The sequence below is a fragment of the Pseudobacter ginsenosidimutans genome, from assembly GCF_007970185.1.
Taxonomy (GTDB): Bacteria; Bacteroidota; Bacteroidia; order Chitinophagales; family Chitinophagaceae; genus Pseudobacter; species Pseudobacter ginsenosidimutans.
The window spans coordinates 217,085-231,613 of sequence record NZ_CP042431.1 but is presented as its reverse complement, the minus strand read 5'-3'; the positions used below and the strand labels follow the sequence as shown (position 1 = coordinate 231,613).

General features: G+C 47.3%; 14 protein-coding genes. 11 read left to right on the top strand and 3 right to left on the bottom strand.

The annotated features are described in order from the left end of the window. Positions 1-6 precede the first annotated feature (6 nt). Entirely contained in the window at positions 7-732 is a 726-nt protein-coding gene (locus tag FSB84_RS00955) for a hypothetical protein (protein ID WP_130543436.1), read from the top strand. On the opposite strand, the gene FSB84_RS00950 is transcribed toward FSB84_RS00955, so the two are convergent. Then, positions 705-1,961: a 3-deoxy-D-manno-octulosonic acid transferase gene (locus FSB84_RS00950; RefSeq protein WP_130543437.1), complete on the bottom strand. Its 1,257-nt coding sequence runs from the start codon at positions 1,959-1,961 to the stop codon at positions 705-707. The two genes, FSB84_RS00955 and FSB84_RS00950, sit on opposite strands and share 28 nt — an antisense overlap. Before the next feature lie 137 nt (positions 1,962-2,098). Between FSB84_RS00950 and FSB84_RS00945 the strand changes: the two genes are divergently transcribed. The 8 genes from FSB84_RS00945 (at position 2,099) to FSB84_RS00910 (ending at position 10,828) form a co-directional block, all read left to right on the top strand. Then, the gene (locus FSB84_RS00945) at positions 2,099-3,232 is read left to right on the top strand and encodes a DegT/DnrJ/EryC1/StrS family aminotransferase (protein ID WP_130543438.1); all 1,134 of its coding nucleotides are present in this window, start codon (positions 2,099-2,101) and stop codon (positions 3,230-3,232) included. Between the two features lie 139 nt (positions 3,233-3,371). Then, positions 3,372-4,706 carry a UDP-glucose dehydrogenase family protein gene (locus tag FSB84_RS00940; protein ID WP_130543439.1) on the top strand — a complete coding sequence of 445 codons (1,335 nt, stop codon included), beginning with the start codon at positions 3,372-3,374 and terminating at the stop codon, positions 4,704-4,706. A 3-nt stretch (positions 4,707-4,709) separates the two neighbouring features. Next, positions 4,710-5,693, top strand: coding sequence for a UDP-glucuronic acid decarboxylase family protein (locus FSB84_RS00935; protein WP_130543440.1), 984 nt, complete (start codon positions 4,710-4,712; stop codon positions 5,691-5,693). 103 nt (positions 5,694-5,796) lie between these two features. Beyond that, a complete protein-coding gene (locus FSB84_RS00930) occupies positions 5,797-7,077 on the top strand; it encodes a nucleotide sugar dehydrogenase (RefSeq protein WP_130543441.1) in 1,281 nt (426 codons plus the stop codon). Further along, positions 7,077-8,141 (top strand): dTDP-glucose 4,6-dehydratase, encoded by a 1,065-nt coding sequence (rfbB, locus tag FSB84_RS00925; RefSeq protein ID WP_130543442.1) that lies wholly within the window; start codon positions 7,077-7,079, stop codon positions 8,139-8,141. The genes FSB84_RS00930 and rfbB overlap by 1 nt, the downstream gene beginning before the upstream one ends. A gap of 40 nt (positions 8,142-8,181) precedes the next feature. Then, on the top strand, positions 8,182-8,739 hold the full coding sequence (gene rfbC / locus FSB84_RS00920; protein WP_130543443.1) for a dTDP-4-dehydrorhamnose 3,5-epimerase: 558 nt from the start codon (positions 8,182-8,184) through the stop codon (positions 8,737-8,739). Positions 8,740-8,745: 6 nt separating this feature from the next. Then, positions 8,746-9,615, top strand: coding sequence for a dTDP-4-dehydrorhamnose reductase (gene rfbD / locus FSB84_RS00915; RefSeq protein WP_130543444.1), 870 nt, complete (start codon positions 8,746-8,748; stop codon positions 9,613-9,615). A gap of 1 nt (position 9,616) precedes the next feature. Continuing rightward, positions 9,617-10,828 (top strand): glycosyltransferase, encoded by a 1,212-nt coding sequence (locus FSB84_RS00910; RefSeq protein WP_130543445.1) that lies wholly within the window; start codon positions 9,617-9,619, stop codon positions 10,826-10,828. 303 nt (positions 10,829-11,131) lie between these two features. Here the strand turns inward: FSB84_RS00910 and FSB84_RS00905 are convergent, their stop codons facing one another. Further along, positions 11,132-11,659 carry a hypothetical protein gene (locus FSB84_RS00905; protein ID WP_130543446.1) on the bottom strand — a complete coding sequence of 176 codons (528 nt, stop codon included), beginning with the start codon at positions 11,657-11,659 and terminating at the stop codon, positions 11,132-11,134. Between the two features lie 361 nt (positions 11,660-12,020). Here FSB84_RS00905 and FSB84_RS00900 point away from each other — a divergent pair, with 361 nt between their 5' ends. Together FSB84_RS00900 and FSB84_RS00895 are read left to right on the top strand one after the other, a co-directional pair. Further along, positions 12,021-12,446 carry a VOC family protein gene (locus tag FSB84_RS00900; RefSeq protein WP_130543447.1) on the top strand — a complete coding sequence of 142 codons (426 nt, stop codon included), beginning with the start codon at positions 12,021-12,023 and terminating at the stop codon, positions 12,444-12,446. A gap of 255 nt (positions 12,447-12,701) precedes the next feature. Further along, positions 12,702-14,063 (top strand): hypothetical protein, encoded by a 1,362-nt coding sequence (locus FSB84_RS00895; RefSeq protein WP_130543448.1) that lies wholly within the window; start codon positions 12,702-12,704, stop codon positions 14,061-14,063. Here FSB84_RS00895 and FSB84_RS00890 read toward each other — a convergent pair whose 3' ends face one another. Beyond that, complete coding sequence (locus FSB84_RS00890) at positions 14,064-14,447, bottom strand: LytR/AlgR family response regulator transcription factor (RefSeq protein WP_127126431.1); 384 nt, start codon at positions 14,445-14,447, stop codon at positions 14,064-14,066. Positions 14,448-14,529 lie beyond the last annotated feature (82 nt).

Below are 14,529 nucleotides of genomic sequence, written 5' to 3'. Positions count from 1 at the left end.
CTGATTATGGAGCGTTTAGCACAATTGATCAGCAAATTAAATGAACAATTTGAACAAAATGCTGATCCATCACAACTATTAGTAACGGCTCAATTGATTGAGTCGGAGCTGATGCAATTGTCTGCTGCGTCGCGGAAAGTGCCGGGTACCTCCAAAGTGGCTGTGGTTATGCCTTCCAGCCGTTCTTCATTCCCTGTTGCTGTGCAACCGCCACCGGTAAAGACAGTAAAAGAAGAGCCTCAACCGGAACCTGTTCAGGAAATAGTGGAAGAAGAAATTGTGCAGGAAGAAACCATACCGGAGGTGGTGGAGCTGCCTGTGATGAACGGGCATTCCAATGGATACCATTACGATCCTATCAAAGAGATCCCAACACTGGCGCACCAGGCTGCAGGCAAAGAAATCAATGAATCGATAGCTTTTGCCACTCAATCCTCTCTTAATGATAAGTTAAAAGAAGATGTGGTGGAAGTGGGGCATCGTCTCACTGACTCACCTGTACGCGATCTCAAACGAGCCATCGGTGTGAATGACCGGTTCGTATTCATCAGTGAATTGTTCCGTGGAGATGAAGTGATGTATGAACGATCCATCAAAACCATCAATGGTTTCCGTATCCTTCCTGAAGCGGAATACTGGATTGAAAGAGAATTGAAAGTAAAGCTGGGATGGGACGAGACAAAACCTGTTACACGCCATTTCTATCAACTCGTCAAAAGACGGTTTTCCTGAATATAAGTAGTCACCGCATTGGTGGCTCCTGTTTTCGAAGCAACATACCGGGCCGCTGCAGTAGCGGCTTTTTCGTAAGCAGTTGTGTTCTGCAATAATTCATTGAACTCTTCTTCCAGCTCCAGGGCCGTTTCAATACTGATCCCTCCGCCTGCTTGCACCAGTTCAGCAGCTTCGATGAACTTATCATACACAGGGCCGAATACCACAGGCTTTCCATACACTGCAGCTTCCAGCACATTGTGTACTCCATCCTTTCCAAAGCCCCCACCAATATAAGTTATAGTGGCATAGTGGTACAGCTTGCTCAGCATACCGATATTATCGATGATCAAAGTATTCACTGAGGGATCAGCCTGCAGCGTTTTACTCCATTCGGAATAGCGGATTGTATGTTTGAAGAGTTGTTCAATATCGTGGAGATGCGGCGCATCGATCTCATGTGGAGCGATGATGAAACGCAGCTCAGGATGTGTATTGGCATAATGATCCAGTTCTTCTTCATCAGCATCCCAGGTGCTGCCTGCCACAATCACCGGATACTTTCCGCAAAAAGCTTCGATGGCAGGGAGTGGTTGAAAGCCGTTGGCAATTTCCACCACCCTGTCGAATCGCGTATCGCCATTCACCGTAACTTTTTTGAAACCGATGCTGTTCAGTAGTTGGCGTGATGCTTCGTTCTGCACAAAAAGCTGGGTGAAACTTTCCAGCATGTACTGGTGAAGTCGTCCATACCATTTAAAGAAGGGTTGATCAGGTCTGAAGATGCCTGACACCAATAATACCGGCACCTGTTTCTTTTTAAGTATGGTGAGATAATAATACCAGTATTCATATTTTACCCAGCAAACAAGTTTGGGGTTTACCAGGTTGATGAATTTCATGGCATTGGCTTTGCTATCCATCGGCAGATATGTGATGAGGTCGGCTCCTTTGTAATCTTTTCTCACTTCATATCCGGAAGGAGAGAAGAAGGTGAGGAGGATCTTATGTTGCGGGTATTGCGCGCGGAGGGCTTCAAGCACGGGACGGCCCTGTTCAAATTCGCCGAGGGACGCGCAATGCATCCAGATCCACTGGTGGGCTGGATTATCAAATTGTGTTCTTATTTGTTCGAACCAATTTACGCGTCCTTTGGTCCATAAACGGGCTTTAGGATTCCAGAGTGCCGCAAGCCGGATGCCGGAGCGGTATAACCAACAGAAAATATTGTAGAAAAACAGGTGCACAGGCAAAAAAATATGAACAAATGTAAGGGGAACTGCTCAGGATGTTTACAACCTGTTCTATTTTACCCGCTTAATGTGATTGTTGAATCCGTTTTTTTGTGGTAGGTTTGTGCCCGTTTAAAAAGAAATATTCCAGTATGCGGACAATACAAATGGTTGATTTGAAGGCGCAGTATGCAAAGATCAGGAAGGAGGTAGACTCTGCTATCCAGGAGGTGATTGATAATGCTGCCTTCATTAATGGTAAAGCCGTTACTGATTTCACTGCCAGCCTTACCGCATACATGGGAGCAAAACATGTGATACCCTGCGCCAACGGAACAGATGCACTCCAGATTGCCATGATGGCGCTGGATCTGCAACCCGGCGATGAAGTGATCACCCCTTCTTTCACCTATGTTGCCACCACAGAAGTGATTGCTTTGCTGAGGCTGCAGCCAGTTTTTGTGGAAGTGGACCCCAAAAGTTTCTGTGTTGATCCCGCGGCCATCGAAAAGGCTATTACGCCTAAAACAAAGGCCATCGTGCCCGTTCATATGTTCGGCCAGGTAGCTGATATGGAGGCCATCCTGGACATAGCCAAACGTTACAATCTCGCTGTTATCGAAGATACCGCCCAGGCAATCGGGGCAGACTATACCTTCAGCAGTGGTACCACCAAAAAGGCAGGCACCATTGGCACCATTGGCACTACTTCCTTCTTCCCGTCCAAAAATCTGGGCTGTTACGGAGATGGTGGTGCAATATTCACCAATGACGATGCGTTAGCTACCCGGTTAAAAATGATTGCCAATCACGGGCAGAGCAAACGGTACTACCACGACATTGTGGGCTGTAACAGCCGTTTGGACTCTATTCAGGCGGCGGTACTCAATTGTAAACTGCCTCACCTGGATGAATATGCGGCAGCCCGCCGACAAGCGGCTGATTATTATGATAAGGCATTTGCCAATCATCCTAAGATCAAGACCCCTTACCGTTCCCCGTTTTGCAACCATGTTTTCCATCAGTACACCCTGATTCTGGAAGGCGTTGACCGCGACGGACTGAATGCATTTTTAGCAGAGAACGGAATCCCTTCCATGATTTATTATCCAGTACCCGCCCATCGTCAGAAAATGTTTGATGCCTTTGGCGGAGCAGCTTTCGATCTTACAATAACCGACTGGCTTACAGAACGGGTGATCTCGCTGCCTATGCATACCGAATTAGATCAAGAACAACTCAATTTGATCACCAACAAAGTTTTGGAGTTTATTAATAAAGGGTAAGCTCCAGGTTGATAGAAGAAGCAAAGGTTCTTAAAGATCGATGGGCCCGCAATGCAACGATATGACGTTGTAATTGTCAGGGTTTCGTCCGCCTGCGCTGACTTCACATTAAACCTGACACCCTATAAAACCATTCAAAATGAAAATCGCTGTTGTAGGTACCGGATACGTAGGATTGGTTACCGGTACTTGTTTTGCCGAAACTGGCAATGATGTAACCTGTGTAGACATAGACAAAGGGAAAGTTGAAAAACTGTCTAACGGACAGATCACCATCTATGAGCCCGGACTGGAAAAACTCTTCCTCCGGAATGTAAAGGAAGAACGTCTCCGTTTCACTACCAGCCTGGAAGACGGTATCAAAGATGCCGAGATCATCTTCCTCGCACTGCCCACGCCTCCCGGTGAAGATGGTTCCGCCGACCTGAAATATATTCTCGGCGTGGCTGACCACCTGGGCAAGATCCTGAAAGATTATAAAGTAATTGTTGATAAAAGCACCGTACCAGTAGGCACAGCCGAAAAAGTACATGCTGCAGTTTCAAAAAACTACAAAGGTGAATTCGATGTGGTATCCAACCCCGAGTTCCTCCGCGAAGGCGTTGCTGTGGACGACTTCATGAAGCCTGACCGCGTAGTGATCGGGGCTTCATCAGAGAGGGCCCGCAAACTCATGGGCGATCTGTACGCTCCATTCGTTCGTTCAGGTAACCCCGTTATTTACATGGATGTACGCTCTGCCGAGCTCACCAAGTATGCAGCCAACTCTTTCCTCGCTACCAAGATCAGCTTCATGAATGAAGTGGCCCAGCTTTGCGAAAGGCTCGGAGCCGACGTGGATATGGTGCGCCGTGGGATCGGAAGCGATGACCGTATCGGTAAAAGATTCCTCTTCCCGGGTATCGGATATGGCGGCAGCTGCTTCCCCAAAGATGTTCAGGCCCTGGTGAAATCATCCAATGAAGTGGATTATGATTTCCGCATATTGAACGCCGTTATGGATGTTAACGAACGCCAGAAACTGCACCTCCTTCCCAAGATCAGAAAGTATTTCAAGGATGATCTGAAAGGAAAGAAATTTGCCATCTGGGGTCTCGCTTTCAAACCTAATACTGATGATATCCGCGAAGCTCCCGCTTTATACATGATCGATGAACTGCTGAAAGCAGGCGCTACCGTTAGCGTATTCGATCCGGAAGCTATGGCCAACGTGAAAGGAGTGGTGGGCGATAAGATCCAGTATGCAGATAACCAGTACGATTGCCTCGAAGGAGCCGATGCTCTGATCATCGCTACTGAATGGAATGAATTCCGTACTCCCAACTTCCTGAAGATCGTTACAGCCCTGAAGAATAAAGTGATCTTCGACGGCCGCAACCTCTTCGAAGGCGATGCAGTGAAAGAATTAGGATTTTACTACGAAAGCGTGGGCAGGGCAACTGCCATCCCCACCAACGGCACTTACAAAAATTAAAGCATGGCAAAAAAGCGTGTACTCATCACCGGTGCAGCAGGGTTTCTCGGATCCCATCTCTGCGACCGGTTCATCAAAGAAGGATTTCATGTGATCGGAATGGATAACCTCATTACAGGTGATCTCCGTAACATTGAACATCTCTTCAAACTGGAACAGTTTGAATTCTATCATCACGATGTTTCAAAGTTCATCCACGTTCCCGGTGAACTTCATTATATCCTTCACTTTGCGTCTCCGGCCAGTCCGATCGATTACCTGAAGATCCCCATTCAAACCCTGAAAGTGGGCTCTCTCGGTACCCATAACTGCCTGGGTCTGGCCAAAGCCAAAAAAGCGCGTATCCTCGTGGCCTCCACATCGGAGATCTATGGTGATCCGCTGGTGCATCCGCAGAACGAAGAATACTGGGGTAATGTAAACCCGGTTGGTCCGCGCGGTGTTTATGATGAAGCCAAACGTTTCCAGGAAGCCATGACCATGGCCTACCACAACTTCCATGGTGTGGAAACCAGGATCGTTCGGATCTTCAATACCTACGGTCCGCGTATGAGGCTCAACGATGGCCGCGCATTACCTGCTTTCATCGGACAGGCCCTCCGTGGTGAAGACCTCACCGTTTTCGGAGACGGATCACAAACTCGCAGCTTCTGCTTTGTTGACGACCTGGTGGAAGGGATCTACCGCCTCCTCATGAGCGATTATGCACAACCTGTGAATGTTGGTAACCCTGATGAGATCTCTCTCAAAGATTTTGCGGAAGAGATCATCAAACTTACCGGCACCAGCCAGAAGATCGTATACAAACCATTACCTGTAGACGATCCCAAACAAAGGCAGCCAGACATTACCAGGGCCAAAGAAATTCTCGGATGGAGCCCCAAAGTAAGCAGGGCAGAAGGATTGAAGGTTACCTACGATTATTTCAAAGCGTTGCCTTCAGAAGAGTGGTACAAACAACCAAAAGAATTCGTTAGTGCCAAATAAGGAACCATCCGGTTCCTTTTGCCGCTTTTAGCGAAACCCTTGTCCAGATTGTAGATAAAGAGGCTCTGTAACCTGTATTTATTTACTCTTCAATTTTTTGGCAATGTACCAGCACCTGTTAGATAAGAAAGCGAGACTGGCTGTTGTAGGCCTGGGTTATGTTGGATTGCCGGTAGCTTTGGAGTTTGCCAGAAAGATCCCTGTGATAGGTTTCGATATCAATAGCAGGCGTATAGAGTTGATGCAAAAAGGCATCGACCCCAATAAAGAAGTGGAAGCGGATCATTTCAAGGATTGCGATATCACTTTCACAGACGATGAAGAAATTCTCAGGACCGCGAATGTATTCATCGTTGCCGTGCCAACGCCGGTGGATAAATACAATGTGCCCGATCTGAAACCCCTGATCAGTGCCTGCACATTAATAGGCAGGGTTCTGAAACAGGGAGATTATATAGTGTTTGAATCCACTACCTATCCGGGTTGTACTGAAGAAGATTGTGTTCCGGTACTGGAACAATTGTCTGGATTGAAAATGGGTACCGGATTCAAACTCGGTTACTCACCCGAAAGGCTGAACCCCGGTGATAAAAAAAATACGCTCAAAACTGTTGTGAAAGTAGTTTCAGGTTGCGATGCGGAATCACTGGATGAAATTGCGAAGATCTATGAACTGGTGGTGGACGCAGGTGTACACCGCGCTTCCTCCATCAAAGTGGCGGAAGCATCCAAGATCATTGAAAATATACAGCGCGACCTCAACATCGCACTGATGAATGAACTGAGCCTGATCTTCGATAGAATGGGGATCAACACTTTTGAAGTGATTGAAGCTGCCGGCACCAAATGGAATTTCCTGAAGTTCCATCCCGGACTGGTGGGCGGTCACTGTATCAGTGTAGATCCTTACTATCTCACCTACAAAGCGGCTTCACTGGGCTATGAAAGCAAAGTGATCACCGCCAGCCGTTTCATCAACGATGATATGGCAAAGTATGTGGCCAGGAAGATCATCACCCATGTACTCAGGAACTCCAATGAGCCCAAAGTACTGGTGAAAGGCGTTACTTTCAAAGAGAATGTAAGCGATATACGCAACTCAAAGATCATTGACACCGTGAAGGAACTGCTGGCCTTCAATTTCCAGGTGGATGTGGAAGACCCATATGCCGGGACTGATGAAGTATACGAAGAATACGGGCTCCACCTTACCAGGAAAGCGGCGAATGACTATGATGCCGTTATCGTTACCGTTCCCCATGCTCCGTATATGAGCCTGACCGATGAGGACTTTGCTTCCATCACCAGGCCACATGCGATTGTGGCTGACCTTAAAGGCATTTACAAAAACAAAATCACCAGCAGAAATTACTGGAGTTTATAATGGCCAACTATTCAAAAAAGATCATGATCACCGGCGGCGCCGGATTTATTGGCTCACATGTGGTGCGCCTCTTTGTAAACAAATATCCCGATTACCTCATCGTGAATGTGGATGCCCTCACTTATGCAGGCAACCTGGAGAATCTTCGCGATGTGGAATCCAAAAACAATTATGTTTTTGAAAAAGCGGATATCCTGGATGAACCTGCTATTGCAGCCCTTTTTGAAAAATATGATTTCGATGGGGTGATACATCTTGCTGCAGAAAGCCATGTAGACAGGTCCATCAAAGACCCGCTGGCCTTTGTTCGCACCAATGTGCTGGGTACAGTAAACCTGCTCAATGCCAGTAAGGCGCACTGGAAAAAAACAGGCATGGAAAACAAGCGCTTCTACCATGTATCCACAGACGAAGTATACGGATCTCTCGGAGAAACAGGCTTCTTCACAGAAACCACTCCCTATGATCCACGCTCCCCATACTCCGCTTCCAAAGCAAGCTCAGACCATTTCGTGAGCGCATATCACCATACTTACGGATTGCCCACCGTAATGAGCAACTGCTCCAACAACTACGGCTCCCATCACTTCCCTGAGAAGCTGATACCGCTCATGATCAATAATATCGTGAACAATAAACCATTGCCGGTTTATGGAAAGGGAGATAATGTGCGAGACTGGCTCTACGTGAATGATCATGCCACGGCTATCGATACCATTTTCCACAACGGAAAAAATGGCGACAGCTACAATGTAGGCGGATTCAACGAATGGAAGAATATCGATATCGTTCACCTGCTCTGCAGCATCATGGATAAGAAACTGAACCGCCCCGCAGGCGAATCAGCCAAACTGATCACTTTTGTTACAGACCGCCCCGGACATGATCACCGTTACGCGATTGATGCCACCAAACTCAATTCGGAACTCGGCTGGAAACCATCCCTCCAGTTTGAGGAAGGACTGGAGAAAACAGTTGACTGGTACCTCGCCAATCAGGAATGGGTAAAGAATATCACCTCCGGAGAATACCAGCACTATTACGAAGAACAGTACAAGAAGTAATAGTTGCAAACCCTAAACTTAAAACATCAAACAACTGAAAATGCCTTTCATTGAAACAGATTTTCCAGGGCTGATCATTTTTGAACCTGCGGTGTTTGAAGACAATCGTGGCTATTTTTTCGAATCCTATAACGACAAGGTATTTGAACAAATGGAGATAGGCCCCTTTCTGCAAGACAATCAATCGCATTCCAAATATGGTGTGATCCGCGGCCTGCACTATCAGCTTGCTCCTCATGCACAGGCCAAACTGGTGCGTGTACTCAGCGGCACTATCCAGGATATTGCAGTGGATATCCGCAAAGGCTCACCCACTTTCGGCAAAGTATTCTCTATTGAACTCTCTGCCGAAAATAAAAAGCAGCTATACATTCCCGGTGGATTCGCTCATGGTTTTTCCGTGCTCAGTGAAACAGCGGATGTATTGTATAAATGCGATACCTTCTACAACAAGGAAGCAGAAGGAGGAATCATTTACAATGATCCTTCACTGAATATCGACTGGAAGATACCGGCAGATAAAGTGATTGTTTCACCCAAAGACCTGCTGAATTCTTCCTTTGCTGAATGCCTCAATAATTTCGAATTCCACGCATAACACAGTATGGCAAAACCTATCATCCTGATCACCGGCGCTAACGGACAACTGGGCTCAGAGCTCAGGGCCCTCCAGCAGCAGTATCCCGCTTACCAGTTCATCGGCACGGACCGTCATGCACTAAGTATCCAGGATGAAGCAGCAGTGAATGCCTGGTTCAATCAGCATCAACCGGCATACTGCATCAATGCTGCTGCCTACACTGCCGTTGACAAAGCAGAAACCGATCAGGAGCAGGCTTATGCTATCAATGCTAACGGTACAGGATACCTGTCCGCGGCATGCGCTGCCCATGGCACCAAATTCATACACGTATCAACCGACTACGTGTTCAATGGTAGTTCCTCCCAACCATACAAGGAAACGGACCCTACAGATCCCATCAATGCATACGGCGCATCCAAACTGAAAGGAGAGGAGCTCAGCCTGCAGAACAACGCAGACAGCATCATCATCCGCACAGCCTGGGTGTATTCCGAATTCGGTAACAACTTCGTGAAAACGATGCTGCGCCTGATGAAGGACCGCCCTGCTCTTAACGTGGTAAACGACCAGATCGGCGCGCCCACCTATGCAGCAGACCTGGCCGCTGCCATTCTGCAGATCATCGATAAGGGCAACTGGAAACCCGGCATCTATCATTACAGCAACCAGGGCCGCATCAGCTGGTACGATTTTGCAGTAGCCATCAGGAACCATAGCGGCAGCAATTGTGAAGTGCATCCCATCCCAACTTCTCAATATCCAACACCAGCAAAACGACCTTCGTTCTCCCTGCTGAACACAGAAAAGATACAGTCGGCCTTCCAGCTGCAGATACCTGCCTGGGAAGAAAGCCTGCTGCGTTGTCTTCAGCAACTAAACGTTTCCGCATAACATGAACAGGCAACGCGATATCATTTGTTTCAGCCTCAGCAGATGGGATTCAGAGATCTCCTCACCGGCATTATCGCTTGCCAAAGAATTTGCACGCAATAACCGCGTATTCTATATCGATCATCCTTTCAGCTGGAAAGATTATTACCAGCTCAAAAATACAGAGCAGATCAAACGCAGGAAACCAGCCCTGCTGCATGGCAAAGAGCCTTACAGCAATCCTCCGGGCCTGCCTGCCAACCTAACGGTGGTGACCACACGATTAACCTGGCCCATCAATTTCCTGCCACCGGGCGCCCTCTACAACAGTATGGCTGCCCTGAACAACAGGATCGTGCTGCGCACCATCCGTCAACTCATCAAAGATTACAAACTGAAGGATTTTATCTATCTCAATTTCTTCGATCCCTACTTTGTACAAGAACTGCCGGATGATATCAAAGCACTGACGGCAGCTTCTGTATACCAGTCGATGGATGATATTTCGCAGGTGGCATACTCGCACCGTCATGGTACCAGACTGGAAGAAACAATCATCAGCAATTTCGATTACACTCTCTGCACCTCCAAAGAGCTGACAAGATTGAAATCGCCTTTTTCAAAAAATGTATTCTTCCATCCCAATGCGGCGGACATCGATATTTTCAAAACAGCCTTAACGCAAACAATTCCCAAACCGGAAGCGTTACAATCCATCGATCCCAATAAAAAGATCATCGGATATACAGGCAGCATCGAATACCGCTCGGATTTCGAACTGCTCAGAAAGATCGCTGAACACCATTCAGACAAGATCCTCTTCTTCGTTGGCCCCATCCAGGGCAATGAACATGAAGAAGCCGGCCTCACCAACATGCCGAACGTGATCTTTGCCGGCCCGCGCAAGATCACAGAACTTCCAGCCTTCCTGCAATACTTCGATTGCGTGATCATCCCATTCCGAAAGAATACGCTCACCAAAAGCATCTATCCCCTCAAGATCAATGAATACCTGGCCGCAGGGAAACCTGTTATCGCCACTCATTTCTCCGAAGACATTTACACTTTCAAGGAGGTAGCGTATATCGCTGACTCACACGAACAATTCCTGCAACTTATCGATACCGCTATCGATGAAAACAATTCCACACTGCAGCAAAAACGCGTTGATGTTGCTTCGCAAAATACCTGGGCTGCGCGGGTCTCTCAATTTTGGCGCATTCTCGGGTTTTAAAAAATCCGGTTGTCGAAACAAACCACCGCAGGTGGATCTATGTTTTGCTGAGGTAGTTTGGGACGGGCTGTGGAATATGAATTGGACTGTGGAGCTTTTGTTTCGAAGACCGGTATTTTTTAAACCCTCGACTGCATGAGGTCCTATGTGCAACAGATTAGGTGCAACACAAAGAGGAATGACTGAGTTGTGTTTGTTGGGTTGGGGGGATTGGGTTGGTTGTAGTGGTTGTTTAGGTTGTGATGGTTGTGTGTGTTAGTTTTTTGTGTTGCGTTTGCAGTGAGGTGTTGAATTGTGTTTGGGCTAGTTGGGATGGAATCGGAAGGGTGGGGTGTAGTGGTCATCATCTTCTTCGTCATCGTCATTATCATTGTCTTCTTCGTTATCAATGGCATCATCGGCTTGATAAATTTCTTTTTCTTCATCGTTGAGGCGGCGGAATGGTGCGGGTGGGGAGAGGTTGATTTCGTCTTCGGGAGTGATGGCGTCATCGTCGTCGCCCATGAGGTCCCAGTTGAGGAACCGGCAGATTTTGAGGAGCAGTGGTTTCACGAAGAGGTGTGCATTGTTGAGGCGGGAGGTAACAACAACGATGAGGTTGGTGGCGTGTGATTCAGGTGAATCGTAGAACCAGTTATCGTGTTGTGCGGCGCAGAGCAGTGTGATGGAGAGGTAGTGTTTGAAATCTTTGTTGTTGGAGAAATGGTGTTCGTTGGTTTGGATGAGTTCCGGCATTTGGTTAAGGAACCTGACCAGTTCGGCCGTGTTGTAAAATTCATCCAGTTGATTGTTCTTGCAGATGTTGTAGGACCTGTAAAATGTTGAGTTCATAAGGCAATAATGAATTAGAAAAAGGTTTGAAAAAAAGAGCAGAAGGGAAAGACGCACCTGGAACACCATAAGCGAAATCCCCTCGGGGTGGAGCAGATTGGCTGCCAATACAGGTGTGAGGCGAAAGGCAGTGTGTGGTACGACGGCCTTCAAAATATAAGCGAAGAACTCAGTTAGCGTTACAAAGTTGGATCAAACCGATCAACAGCCCAAATTTATTCTCCCGCGTCGGTATATTTTGGCCGCCGTCGGGCCACACACCGCCTTGAGCCATCAAAAACCCCATTAACAACCTATCTGCCGGGGGAAGCATATTTTTGTTGAGTCCAATCAACTTTTTCACATATTTAAACGGAATATTATGGCAACGATCCATCCTTACCTTAATTTCATGGGTAATACGGAGGAGGTTTTCAATTTCTACAAATCAGTATTTGGCGGTGAGTTCGTAAACGTTACCCGGTTCAGCGATATGCCGGGAATGGCGGCCAATCTGCCTGAGGCTGAAAAGAACCAGATCATGCACATCGCCCTGCCGATCAATAAGGATGTGATGCTGATGGGAACCGATGCATTGGAATCACAGGGACATAAGGCTGTTAATGGTACGGCCATTTCACTGGCCATTACGCCTGATTCCAAAGAAGACGGAGAACGGCTCTTCAATGCCTTGTCTGCCGGTGGTTCTGTGGAAGTGCCTTATGATAAAGCTCCCTGGGGCGCCTGGTTCGGGATGTTCAACGATAAATACGGTATCAAATGGATGGTGAACTTCGACGAGAAATAAAACCGTTTTGTATACAAGTTATTGTTCCTTTCATTCAATTACGCAGGTAACGGTCACGGTTGACCGAATCTGACGATTTTCCATGGCAAGTGCCCGGCAATTTTATTTGGCGGGCATTTTGCATTTTAATAACTTTATATATATCATTTCAATACAGCGTTATTACCCCAACGCAATTCCCCTCCCTTTACTGATTAGCCCTGCCATAAGCCAGTCTGGTTTCATGATTATTTATTACCTACCTAATCAGTAATTATGCGAATAATTCTATTTGTAACAGTCCTTCTTTGCGGCGCTTCATGGCAGATCCAGGCTCAATGTCCTTTTCCTTCAGGTACTCCTGACGGAGCCTGCACCGGAACTCCTTTAACGGATGGGTCCAATATAAATACAGGCCAGATCTTTTCTTACTCAGGCGCTGCCACTACTCTTAACAATGTGAATTTAAGCGGCGGCACCATCCAGGTTTGCGGAACGCTCACCATTCAGAATCTGAACTTCAATGGCGGAGCGATTGTGGTGATGACCGGCGGCAGCCTGACCCTGCCGGGTGTAAATCTTAATGCTGGCAGCGCTATCACCAATCATGGAACTATTACCATCAATGGTAGTTTGAATGTGGGCGGGACTGATGGTGCTTTCATCAATTACGGAACAGCGAATATCAATGGAACATTCGGGCTTTCTTCCACCACGGCAGATTTGGTGAATGCATCTCCAACGGCAGTTTTCAATGCTCCCGGACAGGTAGTGAATTTGTCCGGCGAAATGGTGAACCTTGGAACTTTCAATGTAGGGGTGATAGATGTGAATGGAGGAGCTGATGTTTGCCTGGGACCTAATTCTGTTGTAAATACCAATGGCATCATCAATAATGACCTGGATGGATTCATTGTGCGTCCTGTGGGCAGTAATGCCTGTATTTACTATACCGGTAATGCTTTGCTCAACAATGATCTCACTGATGAGGCTAACCTGCTGGTTTGCCAGGCAACAGGCGCAACCACCAGTGGAGCGGGAACCTTTGGTGCTGCCATTGTAACTCCCAATTGCACGGGCTGTGCCGTTGTATTGCCCGTGGTGCTGGAATCTTTCAATGCATTGATCAGCGGACAGCAGATCCGCGTGCTCTGGAAGAGCAGCTCAGAAGATAATGTGGAAGGGTACGGACTTGAACAAAGTGCTGATGGAAACAATTTTTCGCAGGTGGCGTTCGTCCAGGCTAATAACAGGCCGTCATCCTATCAATACACCCTTCCGCTGCAGGCAGCCGTTTATTTTCGGTTACGCATGCAGGATAGGGATGGAAGGTATCAGCATTCGAAGATCATCTATGTGAGATCCGATGATGCCAGTCAGGATAAGATCAGGATGCTCTGCAGTCCCTGCAGCGGTAATCAATTGCCGGTAAGGCTGATCACGCGTGAAGCGCAACAGGGTAAGCTGATCATCAGTAATTTTTCAGGACAGGTTTTGAGCCAGGTGACAGTGAAGCTGGAAGCTGGTCAACAGGACATCATGGTTCCGGTGAACGGAATGGCGGCAGGTTTGTATACACTGCGCTTTGTGGGTAGCAGGTACAATATCGGGCCGGTGAGGTGGATGAAAGGGAGGTGATCAATCCTCCTCATCCACCAGGATCATGGCATCTTCTTCATCCATCATCATAGCATCGCTGTTCTTGCAGCGAACCATGGTAACGCTGCGGTGCAGGGCGCTGCGATAGCGGTCTCCAATGGGGATCATACGGTCTTCCATATAGATCCTCTCCTTGTCGAAGCTCTGGATGCTGGAAATTCCCACGATATAAGAGCGGTGTACGCGGCAGAAGCCTTCTGCCGGTAATAATTTTTCAATCTGGCGCATCGATACCAGGCACATGAACACACGGGAGGAGGTAACGATCTGCACATAATTGCTTCTTGCTTCTATGTATAAGATGGAAGCAAAATCCACGCGTACGTAACGCCCCTGTTCCTTAACAAAAAAGAATGTCTGCATAGCAATTAGGGTTCTGGAGTCTACAATGATTTAATCTCTACTACAAACTATATATAGACACACAAAGGAGAATTTAGGACTA

Excerpts from the sequence above, each read along its gene's own strand:
- rfbD (WP_130543444.1), top strand. The coding sequence starts at position 8,746 with ATGGCAAAACCTATCATCCTGATCACCGGCGCTAACGGACAACTGGGC.
- rfbC (WP_130543443.1), top strand. The coding sequence starts at position 8,182 with ATGCCTTTCATTGAAACAGATTTTCCAGGGCTGATCATTTTTGAACCT.
- FSB84_RS00905 (WP_130543446.1), bottom strand. The coding sequence starts at position 11,659 with ATGAACTCAACATTTTACAGGTCCTACAACATCTGCAAGAACAATCAA.
- FSB84_RS00935 (WP_130543440.1), top strand. The coding sequence starts at position 4,710 with ATGGCAAAAAAGCGTGTACTCATCACCGGTGCAGCAGGGTTTCTCGGA.
- FSB84_RS00930 (WP_130543441.1), top strand. The coding sequence starts at position 5,797 with ATGTACCAGCACCTGTTAGATAAGAAAGCGAGACTGGCTGTTGTAGGC.
- rfbB (WP_130543442.1), top strand. The coding sequence starts at position 7,077 with ATGGCCAACTATTCAAAAAAGATCATGATCACCGGCGGCGCCGGATTT.
- FSB84_RS00900 (WP_130543447.1), top strand. The coding sequence starts at position 12,021 with ATGGCAACGATCCATCCTTACCTTAATTTCATGGGTAATACGGAGGAG.
- FSB84_RS00940 (WP_130543439.1), top strand. The coding sequence starts at position 3,372 with ATGAAAATCGCTGTTGTAGGTACCGGATACGTAGGATTGGTTACCGGT.
- FSB84_RS00945 (WP_130543438.1), top strand. The coding sequence starts at position 2,099 with ATGCGGACAATACAAATGGTTGATTTGAAGGCGCAGTATGCAAAGATC.
- FSB84_RS00955 (WP_130543436.1), top strand. The coding sequence starts at position 7 with ATGGAGCGTTTAGCACAATTGATCAGCAAATTAAATGAACAATTTGAA.
- FSB84_RS00910 (WP_130543445.1), top strand. The coding sequence starts at position 9,617 with ATGAACAGGCAACGCGATATCATTTGTTTCAGCCTCAGCAGATGGGAT.
- FSB84_RS00890 (WP_127126431.1), bottom strand. The coding sequence starts at position 14,447 with ATGCAGACATTCTTTTTTGTTAAGGAACAGGGGCGTTACGTACGCGTG.
- FSB84_RS00895 (WP_130543448.1), top strand. The coding sequence starts at position 12,702 with ATGCGAATAATTCTATTTGTAACAGTCCTTCTTTGCGGCGCTTCATGG.